At 42.0% G+C, this 17532-nt stretch carries 13 protein-coding genes; 1 reads left to right on the top strand and 12 read right to left on the bottom strand.

Annotated features, from left to right (window positions below; translation table 11 throughout):
• Positions 1-218: 218 nt before the first annotated feature.
• A complete protein-coding gene (locus AACW45_RS23940) occupies positions 219-515 on the bottom strand; it encodes a hypothetical protein (RefSeq protein ID WP_190629025.1) in 297 nt (98 codons plus the stop codon).
• A gap of 260 nt (positions 516-775) precedes the next feature.
• Here AACW45_RS23940 and mutS point away from each other — a divergent pair, with 260 nt between their 5' ends.
• Entirely contained in the window at positions 776-3424 is a 2649-nt protein-coding gene (gene mutS, locus AACW45_RS23935; RefSeq protein WP_190629023.1) for a DNA mismatch repair protein MutS, read from the top strand.
• A gap of 619 nt (positions 3425-4043) precedes the next feature.
• Here mutS and adhE read toward each other — a convergent pair.
• The 11 genes from adhE to AACW45_RS23880 all read right to left on the bottom strand — a co-directional run bounded on the left by adhE (position 4044) and on the right by AACW45_RS23880 (position 17529).
• On the bottom strand, positions 4044-6716 hold the full coding sequence (adhE, locus tag AACW45_RS23930; protein ID WP_190629022.1) for a bifunctional acetaldehyde-CoA/alcohol dehydrogenase: 2673 nt from the start codon (positions 6714-6716) through the stop codon (positions 4044-4046).
• 64 nt (positions 6717-6780) lie between these two features.
• Positions 6781-7584 (bottom strand): pyruvate formate-lyase-activating protein, encoded by an 804-nt coding sequence (gene pflA, locus AACW45_RS23925; RefSeq protein WP_190629020.1) that lies wholly within the window; start codon positions 7582-7584, stop codon positions 6781-6783.
• Positions 7585-8503: 919 nt separating this feature from the next.
• The gene (locus AACW45_RS23920) at positions 8504-11416 is read right to left on the bottom strand and encodes a CHAT domain-containing protein (RefSeq protein WP_190629019.1); all 2913 of its coding nucleotides are present in this window, start codon (positions 11414-11416) and stop codon (positions 8504-8506) included.
• 600 nt (positions 11417-12016) lie between these two features.
• Positions 12017-14398, bottom strand: coding sequence for a formate C-acetyltransferase (gene pflB / locus AACW45_RS23915; protein ID WP_277880202.1), 2382 nt, complete (start codon positions 14396-14398; stop codon positions 12017-12019).
• A gap of 933 nt (positions 14399-15331) precedes the next feature.
• Positions 15332-15562 (bottom strand): hypothetical protein, encoded by a 231-nt coding sequence (locus tag AACW45_RS23910; protein ID WP_190629017.1) that lies wholly within the window; start codon positions 15560-15562, stop codon positions 15332-15334.
• An 11-nt stretch (positions 15563-15573) separates the two neighbouring features.
• Positions 15574-15825 (bottom strand): CTB family bacteriocin, encoded by a 252-nt coding sequence (locus AACW45_RS23905; protein ID WP_190629015.1) that lies wholly within the window; start codon positions 15823-15825, stop codon positions 15574-15576.
• Positions 15826-15877: 52 nt separating this feature from the next.
• Positions 15878-16129, bottom strand: coding sequence for a CTB family bacteriocin (locus tag AACW45_RS23900; RefSeq protein ID WP_190629014.1), 252 nt, complete (start codon positions 16127-16129; stop codon positions 15878-15880).
• A 52-nt stretch (positions 16130-16181) separates the two neighbouring features.
• Positions 16182-16433: a CTB family bacteriocin gene (locus AACW45_RS23895; protein ID WP_190629012.1), complete on the bottom strand. Its 252-nt coding sequence runs from the start codon at positions 16431-16433 to the stop codon at positions 16182-16184.
• Between the two features lie 144 nt (positions 16434-16577).
• Complete coding sequence (locus AACW45_RS23890; protein ID WP_190629010.1) at positions 16578-16829, bottom strand: CTB family bacteriocin; 252 nt, start codon at positions 16827-16829, stop codon at positions 16578-16580.
• Positions 16830-16882: 53 nt separating this feature from the next.
• Entirely contained in the window at positions 16883-17134 is a 252-nt protein-coding gene (locus AACW45_RS23885; RefSeq protein ID WP_190629008.1) for a CTB family bacteriocin, read from the bottom strand.
• A gap of 143 nt (positions 17135-17277) precedes the next feature.
• Positions 17278-17529 (bottom strand): CTB family bacteriocin, encoded by a 252-nt coding sequence (locus AACW45_RS23880; protein WP_190629006.1) that lies wholly within the window; start codon positions 17527-17529, stop codon positions 17278-17280.
• Positions 17530-17532 lie beyond the last annotated feature (3 nt).

Here is a 17532-nt window from a genome sequence, read left to right as displayed (position 1 = left end):
CACCAAACCCATAGCCCGCCTCCGAATGAATTCGGAGTCTAATAGAAAAAGTAAGCTAAAGCTAACTAAAAATTATCATTTATCCCCAGTTTACTTTAGTAAACTTTGCCTATTAGCCTTGGAATTCATTCCAAGGCGAGCAGGTAAACCTATGCCTACGCATTTGCTAGATTTGCGAACCCATTTGTTATTTTGGCGATGCTTACGGCGGTTTATGCCTACGCATTTGCTATTTTTGATTCTACAATTGCTATTTCGGCAGTTGCATTTTCTATTTTCGATAATACAATAGCCGCTTTCGATACTACAATAGCCGCTTTTGATACTACAATAGCCGCTTTCGATACTACAATAGCCGCTTTTGATACTACAATAGCCACTTTCGATAATACAATAGCCGCTTTTGATACTACAATAGCCGCTTTCGATACTACAATAGCCGCTTTTGATACTACAATAGCCGCTTTTGATAATACAATAGCCGCTTTTGATACTACAATAGCCGCTTTCGACATTACAATAGCCACTTTTGATAATGAAATAGCCGCTTTTGCGATCGCTAATTGGGCTATGGTTATAAATTGGCGGTAAAATGTGATGCCGATTTAATTAATGATGTGATATGTGGATTGTCGCAAAGGGCGGGGAAACCCCGCCCCTACGGGATGATTATTTTTTTAATTGGTATTACCCATGCCCAATGCCCTATGCCCCATGCCCAAAAACACGCTATCATCGGATATTGTGGCATCTCCCTGCGTAACTTCTAGGATTTATGACCGCTTCTGACGACGATATCCAGCCAACGGAACCCAGTAACTCGACTACGCCGCATTCGGATACGCGATTAGTAGACCGCAGTAAGCTGAGTAAGATGTATCAGCATTATGTGGAGGTGAAGGATAAGTATCCTCATGCGCTGCTATTATATCGGGTGGGAGATTTTTTTGAGACTTTTTTTCAAGATGCTGTGACTGTTTCGCGGGAACTGGAATTAGTTCTGACTAGCAAACATGGCGGTGAAGTCGGACGGGTGGCGATGACTGGTGTGCCGCACCATGCTTGGGAACGCTACACAACTCAACTGGTGGAAAAAGGTTATGCTGTGGTCATCTGCGATCAAGTAGAAGATGCTTCGGAAGCTGTGGGTTTGGTGCGTCGGGAAGTCACCCGCATCCTCACACCGGGGACTTTGCTGGAAGAAGGAATGCTCAAGGCAAGTCGCAATAATTACTTAGCTGCTGTGGTAATTGCGGCTAATCATTGGGGTTTGGCTTATGCAGATATCTCAACTGGGGAATTTCTCACAACTCAAGGTAGTGACTTAGAACACCTTACCCAGGAGTTAATGCGGTTGCAGCCTTCGGAGGTGCTGTTTCCCACCAACGCGCCGGATTTAGGTATTTTACTGCGTCCGGGGGAAACTTCGCCCAATTTACCCCAATGTTTACCGCCAGCTTTTTGTTATTGTTTGCGATCGCAATCGTCGTTTTCTCAAGGTGAAGCTAGAAGTAGATTATTGCAGAAATATAAACTGCGATCGCTCGAAGGTTTGGGTTGCGAACATCTCCCCCTGGCTGTGCGGGCTGCTGGTGGGTTATTGGAATATCTCGAAGATACCCAAAAAGAAAACCAAGTACCCCTGCAATTATTACGCAGCTATACCGTTACCGATTATTTAATCGTAGACCATCAAACCCGCCGCAACTTAGAAATTACGCAAACTGTCCGCGATGGCACTTTTCACGGTTCCCTACTTTGGGCTTTGGATAGAACTAGCACTGCAATGGGCGGGCGGGCGTTACGGCGCTGGCTATTGCAACCATTAATTGATATTAAAGGTATTCGCGCTAGACAAGATACCATTCAAGAATTAGTCGAAAATACTGCTTTACGTCAAGAATTGCGCCAGTTATTAAAGCAAATTTACGACTTAGAAAGGTTAACAGGTAGGGCTGGTTCGGGAACAGCAAACGCCAAAGATTTAATGGCGTTAGCAGATTCTCTTTCTCGTTTACCAGAATTAGCAGAGTTAGTTGTCGAAGCCAATTCGCCTTTTCTCAAAGCCTTACAAAAAGCACCGCCCGTATTAGAAGAATTAGCCGCAAAAATCCACGCCCATATAGTAGAAACACCACCCATACATATTAAAGAAGGCGGTTTAATTCGGGCTGGCGTAAATAATTTATTAGATGAAAGCAAAGCCACCGTCGAAGCGGATCAACAATGGATTGCGAATTTAGAAGTAGATGAACGAGCCAAAACAGGTATCCCTAACCTCAAGGTAGGATTTAATAAAACCTTTGGATACTATATTAGTATTTCTCGTACCAAAGCCGACCAAGTACCCGCCAACTACATCCGCAAGCAAACCCTGACGAATGAAGAACGGTATATTACCCCAGAATTAAAAGAACGGGAAGCCAGAATTCTCTCAGCCCGCGATGATTTAAATCAGTTGGAATATGAGATTTTTGTCGCCTTGCGGGAAGAAGTAGGCGCACAAGCAGAAATTATCCGCAACCTGTCACGGGCGGTAGCAGCAGCCGATGTTTTGTGTGGTTTAGCCGAGTTAGCAGTCAATCAAGGTTATTGTCGCCCGGAAATTGTACCGGGAAGAGAAATAGAAATTGTTGAAGGAAGACACCCAGTAGTCGAACAATCTTTACCTGCGGGTTTCTTCGTCCCCAATTCTACACAATTAGGTCAACAGTCAATAGTCAATGGTCAACAGTCAATAGTCAATAGTCAACAGTCAACAGTCAATAGTCAACAGTCAACAGTCAACAGTCAACAGTCAACAGTCAACCCCGACTTAATTATTCTCACCGGGCCGAATGCGAGTGGTAAAAGTTGTTATTTGCGTCAGGTGGGATTAATTCAGTTAATGGCGCAGACGGGGAGTTTTGTGCCGGCGAGATTTGCTAAATTGGGAGTATGCGATCGCATTTTTACCCGTGTCGGTGCAGTTGATGATTTAGCCACAGGTCAATCTACATTTATGGTAGAGATGAACGAAACCGCGAATATTCTCAACCATGCAACTGCTAGGTCATTAGTATTATTAGATGAAATTGGTAGAGGAACAGCCACCTTTGACGGACTTTCTATAGCTTGGGCGGTAGCGGAATATTTAGCTACAGATATCAAAGCCAGAACAATATTTGCTACCCATTACCACGAATTAAACGAACTCGCGGGAATGTTAACCAATGTTGCGAATTATCAAGTAACAGTTAAAGAACTACCAGATCAAATTATCTTTTTACACCAAGTTCAACCAGGTGGTGCAGATAAATCCTACGGAATCGAAGCCGGAAGATTAGCCGGTTTACCTGCGGTGGTAATTAAACGAGCAAAACAAGTCATGGGACAAATCGAGAAACATAGTAAAATTGCGATCGGTTTAAGGGAAAATTTATAGGGGCATGGGGCATTGGGCATTGGGCATTGGGCATTGGGCATGGGAAGATATAAATACAATCTCTGATTTTCTCTGCGTCTCTGCGTCCTCTGCGGTGCAAAAATAAATTATCCCAATTTAACCAAAGAATGCGACAGATTGTAGGGGCATGGCAATGCCATGCCCTCTAGAATGTATTAGGAATTACGCAAAAATAATCAAAAACATTCATTTAATTGAACCGCATTAGACACGCAGTGGCTTCCCGCAGGGTAGACGCCAAGAACGCCAAGAATTTCTAGACTGTGCGTAAATCCTTGTCGCAAAGATTATTTGATAGTAGTGCGAGCGTCTCGCTCGCTTGAGAACAACTGCGAGCAAGATGCTCGCACTACGGAATATGGGTAATTTATTTTTTGTAAGTCCCTAACCATAATTACAGCAGTTTTCATGCATTTGAACCACAATCGTAGTAGGGAACATCCACAATCTTCTCATATATACAATAATCTTACTGGTGCCGTGCCCCTACAATGTGGTCTATTTACCTGAAAATTGCTGTAATTTATCGCCAAAATTTTAGTTTCTCACCTGGGAATCAAGTCATCAACAGTCAACCGTCAACAGTCAACCTCCAGCTTTACACCTCCACCGTATCCCCGGCGAAAAACTCCGGCGTATTGTGATAAAGAACCGCATCAATCCGACAACCTTGATAAGCTAAAACATATAACTCCTTCAAGTCCTTCATTAGCGGATAACGGGGATTTGCACCCGTACATTGATCATCAAATGCTTGTTCTGCCATTTCTTCTACCTTGGCGTAGAACTCCTTATCTTCATCACCCAACGCCTGTTTAATCGTCGCCGGAATCTCAACTTGCTGTTTGAGATTTTCAATCGCCGCAATCAATAATTCCACTTTTTCATCGGCTGTATTTCCCCCCAAATGCAGATGGTCGGCTATTTGCGCATACCTATCTTTAGCATTAGGATATTTATATTGGGGAAATATTGCTTGCTTGAAGGGAATATCTGTGGCGTTGTAGCGGATTACGTGAGAAATCATCAAAGCGTTAGCTAAACCGTGGGGAACATGGAAAGTAGCACCGAGTTTATGCGCCATTGAGTGACAGATACCCAAGAAAGCATTGGCAAAAGCCATACCTGCAATTGTCGCTGCATAATGTACCTTTTCCCTAGCTTTGAGATCTTTAGCACCATTTTGGTAAGCACTGGGTAAATATTTAAACAATAATCTAATTGCTTGCAGCGCTAAACCATCGGTAAACTCAGTCGCCATTACGGATACGTAGGCTTCTAAGGCATGAGTTAATGCATCAATACCACCATAAGCCGTGAGTTTTTTCGGCATATTTAAGGTGAGTTCCGGATCGGCGATCGCAATATTTGGAGTTAGGGCATAATCTGCTAAGGGATATTTCACGCCTACTCTGTCATCTGTCACCACAGCAAAGGGTGTCACTTCTGAACCAGTCCCCGAAGTTGTGGGAATCGCCACCATGATGGCTTTTTGTCCCAAAGGCGGTAATTCATAAACCCGCTTGCGGATATCCATAAACCGCATCGCCAAACCTTCAAATTCAATATCTGGCTGTTCGTACATCAACCACATAACTTTAGCCGCATCCATTGGCGAACCGCCACCAATAGCAATAATCACATCTGGTTGATAGCTTCTGAGTAAAGCTAATCCTTTATTCACATTCGATAATGTGGGATCTGGTTCGACATCGTGGAATACGTCATGTTTCACGCCAATTTCGTCTAAAACTTGGGTAACTTTATCGACGATTCCTAAATCAAATAATGGTTTATCTGTAACAATAAAAGCTCGTTCCTTACCTTCCAAATCGCGCAAAGCTACAGGTAAACAACCATATTTAAAATAGATTTTTGGCGGGACGCGGAACCACAACATATTTTGTCGCCGTTGCGATACCGTTTTGATATTTACTAAGTGATGGGGTGTAACGTTATCAGAAATTGTATTTCCGCCCCAAGTACCGCAACCTAATGTTAAAGATGGGTCAAGTTTAAAGTTATATAAATCGCCTATCGCCCCTTGAGAAGATGGAGTATTAATCAAAACTCTCCCAGTTTTCATCCGGTTTTCAAAATAGGCAATATCATCCAAATTATCGGGATTTGTATACAATACCGAAGTATGCCCTAAACCGCCGAATTCGATTAATTTATCGGCTTTATCTACAGCATCATGAAAATCTGCGGCGCGATACATTGCCAAGATAGGCGATAATTTTTCATAAGCAAAAGGTTCGCCATTGCCTATATTTTCAACTTCACCAATTAAGACTTTATGAATCTTGTGTGTTGTTAGATTATCATCTTTTGGCAGAGAAATTCCGGCTAAATTCGCTAAAGTTTCTACCGACTGTCCCACAATTGCCGGATTTAATCTGCCATCTTTCAAAATTATATTACCCAGCTTTTGTCTTTCCTCATCATTGAGAAAATATGCACCCCGGCTGATAAATTCCTGTTTAACTTTTTCGTAAACTTCATCAACCACAACAACAGATTGTTCTGAAGCGCAAATCATGCCGTTGTCAAAGGTTTTACTTAATAAAATTGAACTAACAGCCATTTGAATATGGGCGCTACTATCAATTATGGCGGGAGTATTCCCCGCACCCACACCTAACGATGGATGTCCTGAAGAATAAGCAGCGCGTACCATTCCCGGCCCGCCAGTTGCTAAAATTAATTTAACTTCTGGATGCTGCATTAAAGCTTTCGATAATTCCACAGTTGGCTCATCAATCCAGCCAATAATATCTTCAGGTGCGCCAGCAGCAATTGCGGCTTTGAGGACAATTTGAGCGGCTGCAATAGTGCAGTTTTTTGATTTGGGATGGGGTGAAAAGATAATGGCATTTCTGGTTTTTAAAGCAATTAAGGCTTTAAAAATTGTCGTCGCTGTCGGATTAGTTACCGGGACAATTCCCGCCACAATCCCTACAGGCTCAGAAATTTTTTGAATGCCAAATGAATTATCTTCTTCAATCACCCCGCAGGTTTTTTCATGTTTGTATTTATTGTAAATAAATTCTGAAGCAAAGTGATTTTTAATCACCTTATCTTCTACAATTCCCATCCCCGTTTCTGTAACTGCTAATTTGGCTAGGGGAATTCGTTCGGCGTTAGCTGCTAATGCAGCCTTCTTAAAGATGACATCAACTTGTTCTTGAGAGTAATTGGCATATTTCGCCTGTGCAGCTTTTACTCGTTGTACAAGTAATTCTAATTCTTCGATATTCGTAACTTTCATATATGTATCCTGCTGCGGAATTTACTACAGATATTTCACTCGTGCGCCATTAATTCTCAAAAACTTAAATCGCAAATATTCCTCGACTGCGAAAGATATCCAACACTGCTTGTACTTGTTCTGGAGATGGTGGTTGAGTATCTCTCAATAAATATTCAAATCCTAGTTCTTGCCATTTGTATTCACCCATTTTATGAAATGGTAAAACTTCTAATCTTTCTACATTAGTGAATGGGGCAATAAAATCAGCTAACCCGTTAACATTTTCTGAGTCATCGGTTAAACCAGGAACTAACACAAATCGAATCCAAGTAGGCTTATGAATGACATTGAGATATTTAGCCAAAGCTAATGTGGGTTCAATGCTGCGACCTGTAACTTTAGTATAAGTATCAGGGTCAAAAGATTTAATGTCAAGCAAAACTAAATCGGCAAATTCGAGTACAGACTTAGCGGATTCTAACTCACAAAAACCAGAAGTATCTAATGCTGTATGAATTCCTAATTCTTGACAGCGTTTAAAAATTTCGCGAACAAATCCCGGCTGCATTAATGGTTCTCCGCCAGTAATTGTCACACCACCACCAGAAGATTTCATATAGGATCTATACTTCTGAATTTCTGTGACTAATTCGTCAACGCTGGTTTGTTTACCATTTTCCAGATAACGACAATCAGCATTACTGCAATAAAGACAGCGTAGCGGACAACCAGATGTGAAAATTACAAATCGAATACCAGGCCCATCAACTGTCCCACAACTTTCTACTGAATGAATGTAACCGGAATTAATAATTGCTGGAAATATATGGCTATTGTCTCGCGTGTGATGTTCTATGGGAAAATGCGGGAATTTTAGATTGTGCATAAATTTCACCTAAGTTGACATTAGCTATCAACCTGTCTTTTGACTCTCACCTATGAGTTATAGATAACAATTGTGAGGAACTTGTGGGGATATGGTGGTGTAAACAATCAATTTCTTAAATTAAATTTGGCTTTTAGCGATCCCCGTTAGATATATATCTAAATGATTTCATCGTGAGAATTTTCAGTCATGGTAGGGGCATTGGCACTGCCATGCCCTCTAGAATATATTGATGTGCCGCAAACATTATTTACAGCTATTTTCAGGTAATACCAATTGTATGTGAGGCTGCACATAACGCCCTCAGGCTGTAAGCCTGGGGCTATCATTACAAAGCCTGCAAAGGCAGGCTAGATTATATGCATCTTATTGGTATTAATAGTTAAATAGACCACGCTGTAGGGGTACGGCAGCGATCATTGGTGTCAACTTAACGTGAAACTCGCTTTGTAGCAAGGTTCTTGCTCTCACCCTCAACCCCTCGCTTACCCAATCAACCGCCGTCACCCTCGAAGGGTGCGGCTAATTGAACAAAGCCCACTTGCGTGGGCTAAGAAAATTTAGCCCACGCAGGTAAGCTCATGTAACGTTAGCCCCAGGCTTACAGCCTGCGGGCGGTACATCGGGTAAGTGAGAGAACTTAAGTTGACACCAATGGGCACCGACAATCTTTTGGTACATATAATAATTTTACTGGTGTTCCCTACGACAGATGTGGTTCAAATAGGTGAAAACTGCTGTAAATTGGGAGCATCCCAATTTTGACGCAATACCCTAGAAGGGTATTGCTATACCAACAAAGCCTGCCTTCGCAGGCTAAAAGTTTGATAGCCTGCGAAGGCAGGCTTCGTATTTCTAGCCCCACCCTTATAGGGTGAGGGCGTTTTTGCACATTTGGGATGCTCCCTGTAAATTGGTACTATTTCGCCTCGCCAATTAAAGTAAACGCCGCCCAAGCGCTAGGATTTGGATGCTGTTTCATCGTTGTCAACATCGCTTGACGCAAAGCCCAAGCTTTATCAGGATTCTTCTGTAACTGACGGTAAAATTCCCCCATTAATAATGCCGAAGGACTATCGGGAATTGACCATAATGTAACAATCACACTGGGCGCACCGGCAGAAATTAAGGCGCGAGATAAACCAATTACACCATCACCTGTGAGTTTACCTTGTCCGGTATCGCAAGCACTTAAAACAACTAATTCGGCGTTAATTTTTAAATCTAAAATTTCATTGGCAGTTAGCAAGCCGTTATCTTTACCATCAGGGGCGAGAGCGACTGCACCGGGGACACCCAAACCTTTAAAATCGTCAAGTAAGCCGTGGGTTGCTAGATGAATAAATCTCGCTTGGGGTAATTTTTGAATCAATGCGGCTTTGGTAGCATCTTTACCTGTGATGGCTTTAGTGTTTAACAGTTGTGCGATTTCTTTTGCTTCTGTTTCTGCACCTGGTAAGGGAGTTAATTGTTGCGGTGCTTCGCCAACTTTGGGGGAAACGCTGGGCATGATAGGATTGCCCACAACTAGAGCTTGATTACCAGAAACTTTCTGCCGTTGTTTGCGAGTTAAATCTAATACTTGAATTGCTGGGGCAGTGAGGATAGTGTGTTTTTCAATGAGGTATTTACCTTGCTCATCTTGTAACGCGGCGAAGGGAACAAGGAATAAAGATGATTGGGGTATAAATGTAACTCGCTCATCAGGATTTTTTGGTAGCAAGTCAGCAATGGGATTAATTAGTAATTCGTGCAGCTTTTGAAAGCGCTGTTTTACTTGATCTGGATTGGGGTTGTATGGTTGAAAAATACCCCGACCTCTGACACCGATTGACTCGCGGCTGTTGGTGACTAATTCATCTAAACTTGTATTATCTTTTTGCCATAAAGGTTTAAGGTCAACTTTACGAAAGGTAATTTCACCTGTGGGTTTGATTACCCAAATGTAGAGTTCTGATTCTTTAGTTTCTTGTTTACCCTGAACTTTGAAATAATCATAAATAATTGAATATTCAACAAGTGTCGCCTTTTGTTGTTTGGCGATTTGTTGCAGCAGGGATAATGTGGGTTCTACATTTGCCAGGGCATTTTTACCAGACAAACGTGAATTTAACAAATCCACCAGCGCCCTACTACGTCCTTGCTCGGAGATTAAGAGTGCATCGTTGATTTTATTCTGAGCAATCAGCACTTGTTGTAGGGTGCGGTAGGTGCGAGCTTGTTCTTCAAAAATTGAGATTTTATAAGCATCATTGTTACCCAAGTCTCCTCGGATAGATTTTAATACTTCAATACCAGCAAGCAGAATTTTTTCAGCTTCTGGGAGTTTGCCGGATTTTTGGTAAGCTGCTCCCAGATTGTTTAGAGATTGCCATTCCCCTAAACGGTTTTTGATTTCCCTAGCGATCGCCAAACTTGAGGAGTGGTAGTCAATGGCTTTGGTGTAGTCTCCTAAGGCACGGTAAGCAATTCCCAGATTGCCCAGAGATTGTCCCTCCCCTTTACGGTCTTTGATTTCCCTAGCGATCGCCAATGTCTGTTGGAGGTAGTCAATGGCTTTGGTGTAGTCTCCTAGGGCATGGTAAGCAATTCCCAGATTGCCCAGAGCATTTCCCTCACCATTACGGTCTTTGATTTCAAGAGCGATCGCCAAATGCTGCTGGTGGTAGTCAATGGCTTTGGTGTAGTCTCCTAGAGCATAGTAAGCAAGTCCCAGATTGCCCAGAGCATTTCCCTCACCATTACGGTCTTTGATTTCCCGTGCGATCGCCAATAACTGCTGCTGGTAGTCAATGGCTTTGGTGTAGTCTCCTAGGGCATGGTAAGCAATTCCCAGATTGCCCAGAGCATTTCCCTCACCATTACGGTCTTTGATTTCCCGTGCGATCGCCAATAACTGCTGGTGGTAGTCAATGGCTTTGGTGTAGTCTCCTAGTGCATAGTAAGCAAGTCCCAGACTGCCCAGAGCATTTCCCTCACCTAAACGGTCTTTGATTTCCCTAGCGATCGCCAATGTCTGTTGGAGGTAGTTAATGGCTTTGGTGTAGTCTCCTAGTGCATAGTAAGCAAGTCCCAGACTGCCCAGAGCATTTCCCTCATCTAAACGGTCTTTGATTTCCCTAGCGATCGCCAATGTCTGTTGGAGGTAGTCAATGGCTTTGGTGTAGTCTCCCAGTGCATGGTAAGCAATTCCCAGATTGCCCAGAGATTGTCCCTCACCTTGACGGTCTTTGATTTCCCTAGCGATCGCCAATCTCTGCTGCTGGTAGTCAATGGCTTTGGTGTAGTCTCCTAGGACACGGTAAGCAACTCCCAGATTGCCCAGAGCAGCACCCTCACCTTGACGGTCTTTGATTTCAAGAGCGATCGCCAAATGCTGCTGGTGGTAGTCAATGGCTTTGGTGTAGTCTCCTAGAGCATAGTAAGCAAGTCCCAGATTGCCCAGAGCATTTCCCTCACCATTACGGTCTTTGATTTCCCGTGCGATCGCCAATAACTGCTGCTGGTAGTCAATGGCTTTGGTGTAGTCTCCTAGGGCATGGTAAGCAATTCCCAGATTGCCCAGAGCAGCACCCTCACCTTGACGGTCTTTGATTTGGCGATAGATAATCAGTGCTTGTTGCCAAGATTTTAATGCTGCTTCAAATTGACTGATTTGATATTGCTCAACACCTTGGTCTAACAGTCTATCTGCTTCGGCTTTGCGATCGGCTGATGTTTGCGCCAGTACTCGTAATTCTCCTGGTGATGCCCAAAGGCTGAAAGTTATTGGTGTGGAAGCTGTGGCGATAACTAGGGCGAGGAAACTTAGACCAAGGTTAGGGTAACGCATAGGGAATGATGAAATTAAGATTGGGTGGGGAAGTATGGGGGTTAAGTAATTAAGTTAAGCTGTTTTGTCAAGGAAGATGCTAAAGAGTTGGTCAATTTGGCTAAATTTTGCATAATTTAACCGCAGCACCAGCGTTATTTGCTGGCTTATTGTTATATAGTTCTGAGCAGGGTGGGGGTTATGCAGTTTTGCGGGGAAGAAATTCACTAAATTGGCAATTACATCAAAAAATTCCCATAAACCGTAGGGGTTTGGTAATGCCAAACTAATTCGTAATTCGTAATTCGTAATACTTCGACAAGCTCAGTACAAGTTCGTAATTCCCTGGGGGAAGGCTTGCGTCTATCTAATTCGTAATTCAACGAATGGTAAATGTGTGGTACCAATTCTTACCAATATAAAAAATCATGCAACAGGTAGGGGCATTGGCACTGCCATGCCCTCTAGAATATATCAACACGCCGCCAATGATTAACCAGTATCAAAGACTCAACGACGAGAAAAAAAGCCTCATTAAGAGACTTCCAAATAAAAAATATTGCGATCGTTAACTTACCAAACCTGCAACTCGTAAGGGCGGGGAAACCCCGCCCCTACGGGTTAAAATCGTTCGTGGAATGTGCGATGAATTACATCAAGTTGCTGTTCTCGCGTTAATTTAATAAAGTTCACCGCGTAACCGGAAACTCTAATTGTTAGCTGGGGATATAATTCTGGATGATCCATTGCATCCATTAACATTTCTCGCTTGAGGACGTTAACGTTAATATGGTGTCCGCCATCATGGAAGTAACCATCTAGCATTCCCACTAGGTTGCTGATTTGATCGACTTCTAATTTACCTAAAGCTGATGGTACTACAGAGAAAGTGTTGGAAATTCCATCTTGCGCGCATTGGTAAGGAATTTTCGCGACGGATTCCAGAGACGCAACTGCACCTTTACTATCTCTTCCATGCATGGGGTTTGCACCAGGCGCAAAGGGTTCGCCGGCTTTTCTTCCGTCGGGGGTGTTACCGGTTTTCTTGCCATACACAACGTTTGAGGTAATTGTTAATACCGATTGTGTTGCTGTGGCTTGGCGATAAGTGGGATGTTTACGCAGTTCGTTCATGAACTTGGTAACTAAATCTACCGCGATTTCATCAACGCGATCGTCGTTGTTACCATATTTGGGATAATCGCCGGTAATTTCATAATCAACGGCTAATCCCTCAGCGTTGCGCAATACTTTGACTTTGGCATATTTAATTGCTGATAAAGCATCTGTTACCACCGATAACCCAGCAATCCCGCAAGCCATTGTGCGTAAAATATCGCGATCGTGGAGTGCCATTTCGATGCGTTCGTAGCAGTATTTATCATGCATGTAATGGATCACATTCAGGGTATTAATATACGCCTTGGCTAACCAAGCCATCATTGTTTCAAATTGCTCCCGTACCTGTTGATAATCTAGGTAGTCGGAAGTAATTGGCGCGATCGCATTTGCTACTTGTTCGCCAGAAATTTCATCCTTACCGCCGTTAATCGCATATAGCAAACACTTGGCTAGATTGACTCGCGCGCCAAAAAACTGCATTTGCTTACCAATGCGCATTGCCGAAACGCAACAAGCGATCGCATAATCATCACCCCAGTAAGAACGCATCAAATCATCGTTCTCATACTGAATTGAGCTAGTCTGAATTGAAACTTTAGCGCAAAAACGTTTAAAATTATCAGGTAGCTGTTCCGACCACAACACAGTTAAATTTGGTTCTGGTGCTGGGCCTAAATTAGACAAAGTATGTAGAATTCGGAAACTATTTTTCGTTACTAAAGGCCTACCATCTTCACCCACACCGCCAACGCATTCGGTTACCCAAGTGGGATCGCCAGAAAACAGTTGGTTATAGTCAGGTGTCCGCAAAAATCTTACCATGCGTAACTTCATCACAAAATGGTCGATGAGTTCTTGCAGTTGGGATTCGGTAGCTGTTCCTTGTTGTAAATCTCGTTCAAAGTAAATATCTAGGAAAGTCGAAACCCTTCCCAAAGACATCGCCGCACCGTTTTGTTCTTTCACAGCTGCCAGATAGCCAAAATATAACCACTGCACAGCTTCTTTCGCTGTAGCTGCGGGTTGACTAATATCAAACCCGTAACTAGCAGCCATTGTTTTCAATTCAAACAAGGCTTTGATTTGTTCGGAAATTTCTTCCCGCGAGCGAATTGTATCTTCAACAATCTCATCTAACTCTAAAGATTGGAGTTGTGATTTTTTATCATCAATTAAACCATCAACACCATACAAAGCTACGCGCCGATAATCACCAATAATTCTGCCCCGTCCGTAAGCATCGGGTAAACCGGTGATAATACCATAACGCCGACATAAACGCATTTCGCGAGTATAAGCATCAAATACGCCGTCGTTATGAGTTTTGCGGTATTTGGTAAATATATCTGCGGTTTGGGGATTAAGTTCGTAACCGTAAGCTTTTAATGCATCTTTAACTACACGAATGCCACCAAACGGCATAATAGCGCGTTTTAGGGGTTTATCCGTTTGCAATCCCACAATCTGTTCCAATTCGCGGTGAATATAACCCGGTTGATGGGAGGTAATTGTCGAAACAACTTCTGTATCTGTATCTAAAATACCTTTTTCCCGCTCAACTGCCATCAAGTCCTTGACTTTATCCCAGAGTGCTTGAGTGGTGGGAGTCGCACCTGTTAAAAAAGATTCATCGCCACTGTAAAGGGTGTAATTCTTTTGGATAAAATCGCGGACATTGATTTCTTCTGTCCATTTACCACTTGTGAAGCCTTGCCATTGTGCCAACATCGGAGATTCCCCCCAGTTGATGAAGCTAAATAATTGACTGCGGTATCTTTGCTTGGGATAACGTAGCACACCTAATTGTGATATTAGCGCAACTGTAAGTGGTGATTTTTTATGAGTCTTGTGGGATCGCGTCGCCTTAATAGTTTTGGGCAAAAGTTAAATTTTTATTCTCGCAATAGCTGGATTTTTACTGAAGGAAAGTTTGCAACTCATTAATTAGGTTTGCGAGTTGTAAACTAACTTTCTGAGTCATTTAGCAACAATTACGACTCGCAAATTAACTTTCTGAGTCATTTAGCAACAATTACGACTCGCCAACTAACTTTCTGAGTCATTTAGCAACAGTTATGACTCGCAAACTTACTTTCTGAGTCATTTAGCAACAATTACGACTCGCAAACTAACTTTTTGACTCGCAAACTAACTTTCTGAATCATATTTTAGCTTCACAACTCATACATGAGGTTTTTAGCTCATAAATTAATGTTTAGGGTTCTAAATATATAAATTACAAATTTTTACATCTAATTTATGCATTTATTGCCATTTATTAAAATACAGCAGATTTCAAGTAAATGAGGTACGCGCTTCGGGGCATGGCAGTGCCAGTGCCCCTACAATAATCTAGCTCCCATGCTCTGCGTGGGAGCGATGATCTGTGGGCTGCCGCCTCAATTTATCAGCTTTCGAGGCGGCAGCCCACGAATACGCATTTCCAAAAGGAGGCTGTAAACGAGATAAACGAGATAAGGGACATCCAATTTTTTAAATGCCCAATAAATTTGTAGTGCGAGCATCTTGCTCGCTTTTGAACACCAGCGAGCAAGACTTCGGCGTGAGCGCTCAGTCGAACGCTGCTCGCACTACGAAATATGGGTAATTTATTTTTTGTAAGTCCCTAAACACCAATATCTACGTTGGGTTTCACGACCTTCTACCCAAACTACACCTAAACTTACTCTCATACAAATGACCATTGTACGCGATTCATCGCGTCTCTGATAAATAAAAAAACACCCCTATTTATTACTAAACAAGGGTGATAATTGTGTGGATGAGAAGAAAGCAATGAGGTTAGACTTAAAGCTAGAATTGAGTTACATTGTTTGTAGGTGTATGCTCAATTATTGCTGGTAGTGTTGGTTGGGTAATTGGTAACTCTTTTTCTAAGAATTTGTTAATAGCTTGAGAGATAGATCCTTTAATATCAGCTATTACTACATCCAATCCGCTAGCAACATTTACTCCGCCAGCAACCCGATCTAATTCTTGTTCGCAAATTTCAACAGCACCGAGATTTTCAATTTTCTTATTCATGGCTTTACTCATTAACCAATTGCAATATTTAAACCAGCAGAACTAGAAATTTCTTTCAAGCTAGCAATCGAAGCAGTACCGCTACCATTGGGGCCTGCGTAGGTTTGTTGTGCAACTACTAACTCTTTTTGGAAGAAACCGTTACTAGCTTGAGAATTATAGCCTTGAGCATCACCAATGACTACAGATAATCCACCAGCAACATTATCTAATTCTTGTTCAGAAAGTTCAACTACAGCGATGTTTTTGATTGATTCAGACATGGTTTTTACTCCTAATTATGTTTTGATGTTTGAGTTTAGAAAAGAATGAGAATTAACTAATTGCAATATTCAACCCAGCAGAACTAGCAACTTCTTTCAAGCTAGTAATTGAACCAGTGCTGCTACCATTGGGGCCTGCGGTTGTTTGTTGCGCAACTACTAACTCTTTTTGGAAAAATTTGTTACCAGCTTGAGAAGAATATCCTTCAACATCACCTAATACTAAAGCTAGTCCACCAGCAACATTATCTAATTCTTGTTCAGAAAGTTCAATTACAGCGATGTTTTTGATTGATTCAGACATGGTTTTTACTCCTGATTTTGTGTTGATGTTTGAGTTAGTAGAAAAATGAGAATTAACTAATCGCAATATTCAAGCCGGCATTAGTAGCAATTTCTTTGATTGCAGTAATAGAACCAGTGCTGCTACCATTGGGGCCTGCGGTTGTTTGTTGTGCAACTACTAACTCTTTTTGGAAGAAATCGTTATTAGCTTGAGAAGCATAGCCGTTAACATCACCCAGAACTAAAGCTAGTCCACCAGCAACGTTATCTAATTCTTGTTCAGAAAGTTCAACTACATCAAAGTTTTGGATTGAATGAGACATTGTTTTTACTCCTAATTTTGTGTTTATTGGTTAATTTGATTGAGGCGTTGCGTTGCATATTTTCGGGAATATCGACAAAGTGAAAACTAATTTTTTATCCCAAATTTCCGCAACGCCAATTTAGGTATTATTTGGCGATTGGAATTAACCAATTGCAATGTTTAAACCAGCAGAAGTAGAAATTTCTTTCAAGCTGCTAATAGAACCAGTGCTGCTACCATTGGGGCCTGCGGTGGTTTGTTGCGCAACTACTAACTCTTTTTGGAAAAAGGTATTACCAGCTTGAGAAGCATAGCCGTTAACATCACCCAGTACTAAAGCTAGTCCGCCAGCAACGTTATCTAGTTCTTGTTCAGAAAGTTCAACTGCACCGATATTTTTGATTGTGTTAGACATGATTTTGCTCCTAATTTTGTGTTAATGTTTGCAGATGTTTTGAGAATTGAAAATTAACCAATTGCAATGTTCAAGCCAGCAGAACTAGCAACTTCTTTCAAGCTGGTAATTGAACCAGTGCTGCTACCATTGGGGCCTGCGGTAGTTTGTTGGGCAATAATTAAATCTTTTTGAGAAAACCCATTAGTAGCTTGAGAAGCATAGCCGTTAACATCACCCAGTACTAAAGCTAGTCCACCAGCAACGTTATCTAATTCTTGTTCAGAAAGTTCAACTGCACCGATGTTTTTGATTGTGTTAGACATTGTTTTTACTCCTAATTTTGTGTTTATTGGTTAATTTGATTGAGGCGTTGCGTTGCATATTTTCGGGAATATCGGCAAAGTTAAAACCTAATTTTTCATCCCTGATTTCCGCAACGCCAATTTTGTATTACTTGGCGATTGGATTAACCAATTGCAATATTCAAGCCAGCAGAAGTAGAAATTTCTTTCAGGCTGGTAATTGAACCAGTGCTGCTACCATTGGGGCCTGCGGTTGTTTGTTGCGCAACTATTAATTCTTTTTGGAAAAAGTCATTACCAGCTTGAGAAGAATAACCCTTAACATCACCCAGTACTAAAGCTAGTCCGCCAGCAACGTTATCTAGTTCTTGTTCAGAAAGTTCAACTGCACCGATGTTTTTGATTGTGTTAGACATGAT

Source organism: Calothrix sp. FACHB-168 (genome assembly GCF_963889195.1).
Lineage (GTDB): Bacteria > Cyanobacteriota > Cyanobacteriia > Cyanobacteriales > Nostocaceae > Aulosira > Aulosira anomala_A.
The sequence above is the reverse complement of the archived record's forward strand: the minus strand, read 5'-3'. Positions and strand labels throughout refer to the sequence as shown.